The sequence below is a fragment of the Streptomyces sp. NPDC107498 genome, assembly GCF_055582805.1.
Window position 1 is genome coordinate 1 of record NZ_JBVJPE010000052.1, and the last position, 5,066, is coordinate 5,066.

Below are 5,066 nucleotides of genomic sequence, written 5' to 3' on the forward strand. Positions count from 1 at the left end.
AGCCCTACCAGCCCGAAGAAGTCCGCGAAGCCCTCCAGATCGGCCCCGACACCCCCATCATCACCACCGACGCCCGCCACCGCGCCGACGCCAAGGGCGCCCTCATCACCCTCGTCGAGCACGCCCTCATGGCACGCCTCAAGTAAGGGAACCGGTCAAGGCAGTTGTCATATGCCGCGGCCAGGGGCGGTCTGTGTCCTTCGACACGGCCGTCCCCGGGTTCATAACGTTTCGACAGAGAATTGGGGCGCCCCGGACACCCGACGCATCCGATCGGTGTCACTGCGCTCACATGAGCCCCGCCATTTGGCGGGGCTCGCTCTTTATGCCCGTTTTATGCGAGGCCTGGACCACTGAAAGGGGCCGCTTCCCACTGTTTGGAAGGGACCCCCTTCACGTGCTGCAATTCATGAACTCCCGAGTAGTACGGCCCTGAACGAAACACCGGCACAACGTAGGTGCCGACGCCGAGAGGTTGTTGGTCGAGTGAGGCGAAGCAAGGAAAGCTCCGCGGAGCAGGAGACGCGGGGCAACTTCACGCCGCCGTCACGCATGGCGGTGTCGCCCGCGGACGTGCCCGTGACGCCGCCCCCCGTGGAGACGGCCAAGGGCAGCTCCAGCAAGCTCTCGCCCCGCAACTGGCGGGTGCCCACCCGGCTGAACGCGATCCTCTGCATACCCGTGCTCACCGGCCTCGTCATGGGCAGCTTCCAGGTGAAGTCGGCCATCGACACCTGGCAGGAGGCGCAGGACGCCGAGAAGACGGCGCTCATCGTGCGCGCCGCCTCGGAGTACAGCACCGCCCTGCTCAACGAGCGTGACCTCACCGCCGGCCCCCTGCTGGTCGCGAAGACCCCCGAGGACCGCAAGGTCGACGAGGTCCAGCGGGCCTACGCCGCGACCGACTCCGCCAAGTCGAAGTTCGACGAGGCCGTCAAGAACATGCCGTCGGGCCAGGGCATGGAGCGCCGTCTGCGGCTCTTCCAGGACGAGGAACCGAAGCTGGAGACGCTGCGCAAGGCCGCGTACACCCGCTCCCTCGACCCGGTGAACACCCAGCTCGGTTACACGGGCGTGCAGCACTACCTGATGGAGTTCTCGAACGAGCTCGGTCTGGGCACCGGCAACATCACCAGCTACGGCCGCACCGTCTACGCGATCCAGCTCTCGAAGGGTGCGGAGTCCCTCCAGCGCTCCATCGGCACCCAGCTCCTGGTCCGGCCCAGCCGCGACGAGACCGTCTTCGCCCAGCAGTCCGTGGCCTTCAACTCGTACAACTACCTGGAGCAGATCGCCCTCGGCGAGTTCAGCTCCGGTGGTCTGCCCGAGGACGTCGACCTCCTCAAGAAGGTCATGGCCGGCAAGGCCTCCGAGGGCGAGAAGCGGATGGCCGCGGCCGGCGTCGAGCTCCCCAAGGGCAAGGACGGCTCCGTCTACTCCGGCGTCGCCTCCCGGATCGGCACCGCCAAGAGCTCCGGGGACATCAAGGAGCTGAAGGGCGAGGGCATCACGCCCGAGACCTGGATGGCCGTCGCCACCGCCAAGTTCGACGGCTACAGCGAGGTCGAGAAGACCCTCGTCGACAAGGCCGTGACCGAGGCCGCCGACATATCCGACGAGGCCAAGACGGACGCCTGGGTCAACGGCGGCATCGTCGTCGTCGCCCTGCTCGCCGCCTTCATCCTGGCCGGGATGATGGCCCGCCAGATGAGCCGCTCGATGCGCGAGCTGCGGAACGCCGCCTTCGGCATCGCCGAGCAGCGCCTGCCGATGCTGGTCGACCAGCTCTCCCGCACGGAGCCGGGCCGGGTCGACACCCGTGTCCAGCCCATCCCGATCGACTCGCAGGACGAGATCGGCGAGGTCGCCCGCGCCTTCGACCAGGTCCACCGCGAGGCCGTCCGGCTCGCCGCCGAGCAGGCCATGCTCCGCGGCAACGTCAACGCGATCTTCACGAACCTCTCGCGCCGCAACCAGTCGTTGATCGAGGGCCAGCTGACCCTCATCACCGACCTGGAGAACAACGAGGCCGACCCGGACCAGCTGGAGAACCTCTTCAAGCTGGACCACCTGGCCACCCGCATGCGCCGCAACGGCGAGAACCTCCTCGTCCTCGCCGGCGAGGAGCCGGGCCGCCGCTGGGACCAGCCGGTCCCGCTGGTCGACGTCATGCGCGCCGCCTCCTCCGAGGTGGAGCAGTACGAGCGCATCGAGCTGGCCGGCGTCCCGGAGGCCGAGATCCACGGCCAGGCCGTGACCGACCTCGTGCACCTGCTCGCCGAGCTCCTGGAGAACGCCACCACGTTCTCCTCCCCCCAGACCAAGGTCCGCGTCACCGCGACCCGTCTCCCCGACGGCCGCGTGATGGTCGAGATCCACGACAAGGGCATCGGCCTCACCGCCGAGGACTTCGCGGACATCAACCACAAGCTGGCCAACCCGCCGACCGTGGACGCCGCCGTCTCGCAGCGCATGGGCCTCTTCGTGGTCGGCCGGCTCGCCGACCGGCACGGCATCCGGGTCCAGCTCCGCCCCTCGGGCGAGCAGGCCGGGACGACCTCGCTGGTCATGCTGCCGGACGCGATCACGCACGGCGGTGGCGGCGAGCAGCCGCTCCACGACGACTTCACCGTCTCGCAGATCATCCCGCAGCAGCAGCAGAACGCCTTCGAGGCCGCCCCGCAGCAGCAGCCGATGCTGACCGCCGCCGACCTCGGCTTCGACGACTCGCGCTACGAGCAGCCGGCCGAGGAGGAGCGCCAGCTCGACCCGGTCAACCGCTCGCTCCAGCGCGAGGGGCGGCGCGCCGCCCTGGAGGCCCAGGCGCAGGGCGGCGACCGTCCGCTCTTCCGCGACGAGGCGGAGCCGGCGGAGCAGTACGGCCAGGCCCAGGAGTACGACCGGGGTCAGGAGTACGGGCAGCAGCAGGCCCAGGAGTACCCGGCGGAGCAGTACCCGGCGCAGGAGTACGGGCAGCAGCCCCAGCAGGCGCAGGAGTACGCGGGCGGCTACCAGCAGCAGGACGCGTACCCGCAGCAGGACGGCTACGCCTATCCGCAGCAGGGTTACGAGGCGTACCCGCAGCAGGGCTATGCGGAAGCCTCGTACGAGACTCCGGGAATCGAACACCAGCAGTACGGCAATGCGTTCGATCACCAGCCCCACCAGGCAGAGTGGCCGGATCAGAACGCTTACCAGGGTGGCTACGGACAGGATTTCGGAGCGGAAGCGGAATCTGCTCCGAGCGCTCCCGAACAGGCCCGCGAGCGCGTAGGCTTCGACCGTCCGGGACCGACCTCGAATCCCGCCCCGGACGCCGGACACGCGCTGACCGACGCCGGTCTGCCGCGCCGCGGCAGCGTCGCCCCGCAGACGCAGCAGGTGCCGCAGCAGGCGCCGCAGCAGCCGAAGCCCGCGCAGCCGGTGCAGCAGCAGGACGAAGCCGACGGCACCGACGAGTGGCGCTCGACCAACGACGAGCGCTGGCAGCGGGCCGGAAAGCTCAAGGACCCCAAGGCGGGCGGGGTCACCTCGTCCGGTCTCCCCCGGCGGGTCCCGAAGGCCAACCTGGTCGAGGGGACGGCTGAGCAGACCCCGCAGGGCGGCCCCCAGGTCTCCCGCGCACCCGAGGACGTACGGGGCAGGTTGAGCAACCTGCGCCGGGGCGTCCAGCAGGGGCGCAGCGCGGGAACGGACACGAACGGATCGGGCCTCGGCCCGGGCAGTACCTACAACCAGGAGCGTTAGTGTGAGCATGAGCCAGGCGGCGCAGAATCTGAACTGGTTGATCACCAACTTCGTGGACAACACCCCCGGGGTGTCGCACACGGTGGTGGTCTCCGCCGACGGACTCCTGCTGGCGATGTCCGAGGGGTTCCCCCGTGACCGCGCCGACCAGCTGGCGGCCGTCGCTTCCGGACTGACCTCGCTGACCGCGGGCGCGTCCCGGATCTTCGAGGGTGGTGCGGTCAACCAGACCGTGGTGGAGATGGAGCGCGGCTTCCTCTTCATCATGTCGATCTCGGACGGCTCCTCGCTGGCCGTGCTCGCCCACCCGGAGGCCGACATCGGTCTCGTGGGCTACGAGATGGCCCTGCTCGTGGACCGCGCCGGCACGGTCCTGACTCCTGACCTCCGGGCGGAACTGCAGGGGAGCCTTCTCAACTAACAGATGGACAGTGCGTTTCATGCCACCGCACCGTAAGGTGCGGTGGCGCGGTTCCAAGGGACATGGACCGCGAGGCAGTCGGAGGAGGAGACGTGGGTACACCGCCGGGCGCGAGCCCCTACAACGGTTATGACGCGCATCAGGCGCCCCTGGGCGACAACACGCAGAACCGGTTCAACTTTCCCTCCGCCCCGAGCAGACAAGGCGCCTCGCAGCCCTACGCGCAGCCCCAGGTCCCGTCGGCCGCGGGTTCGCCGTCCGCCTCGCGCGGCGCCGCGGGCGGTTCCGGCGGGCACAACCCGCTGGTGCGTCCGTACGCCATGACCGGTGGCCGGACCCGGCCGCGTTACCAGCTCGCCATCGAGGCGCTGGTCAGCACCACGGCCGACCCGGCCCGGCTGCAGGGGCAGTTGCCCGAGCACCAGCGGATCTGCCGGCTCTGCTTCGAGATCAAGTCGGTCGCGGAGATCTCGGCCCTTCTCTCCATTCCCCTCGGCGTCGCCCGAATCCTCGTCGCCGACCTGGCCGAGGCCGGACTCGTCGCCATCCACCAGCCCGGCGGCGACGAGGCCGCCGGCGGTCAGCCAGACGTGACACTGCTCGAAAGGGTGCTCAGTGGACTTCGCAAGCTCTAGCGGCGGCGCGGCCCGTTCAACCACCAGCGCGAAGATCGTGGTGGCGGGCGGCTTCGGCGTGGGCAAGACCACGTTCGTCGGCGCCGTCTCGGAGATCAACCCGCTGCGTACCGAGGCCGTCATGACCTCCGCTTCCGCGGGCATCGACGACCTCACGCACACCGGCGACAAGACGACGACGACCGTCGCCATGGACTTCGGCCGCATCACCCTGGACCAGGACCTGATCCTCTACCTGTTCGGCACCCCCGGACAGGACCGCT

Annotated in this window: 4 protein-coding genes and 1 pseudogene; all 5 read left to right on the forward strand. The window is 69.5% G+C overall.

The features are described 5' to 3' along the window. Nucleotides 1–146: pseudogene (locus ACZ66Z_RS36540) on the forward strand (ATP-binding protein); the annotation flags it as partial. A 340-nt stretch (nt 147–486) separates the two neighbouring features. Beyond that, a complete protein-coding gene (locus tag ACZ66Z_RS36545) occupies nt 487–3,747 on the forward strand; it encodes a sensor histidine kinase (protein ID WP_469940282.1) in 3,261 nt (1,086 codons plus the stop codon). Nucleotides 3,748–3,754: 7 nt separating this feature from the next. Further along, nucleotides 3,755–4,168 (forward strand): roadblock/LC7 domain-containing protein, encoded by a 414-nt coding sequence (locus ACZ66Z_RS36550; RefSeq protein WP_026057603.1) that lies wholly within the window; start codon nt 3,755–3,757, stop codon nt 4,166–4,168. Between the two features lie 92 nt (nt 4,169–4,260). Further along, nucleotides 4,261–4,803, forward strand: coding sequence for a DUF742 domain-containing protein (locus tag ACZ66Z_RS36555; protein ID WP_469940283.1), 543 nt, complete (start codon nt 4,261–4,263; stop codon nt 4,801–4,803). Then, the coding region (locus ACZ66Z_RS36560; protein ID WP_176902409.1) for a GTP-binding protein at nt 4,784–5,066 on the forward strand (283 nt) is incomplete at its 3' end. The genes ACZ66Z_RS36555 and ACZ66Z_RS36560, both read left to right, overlap by 20 nt.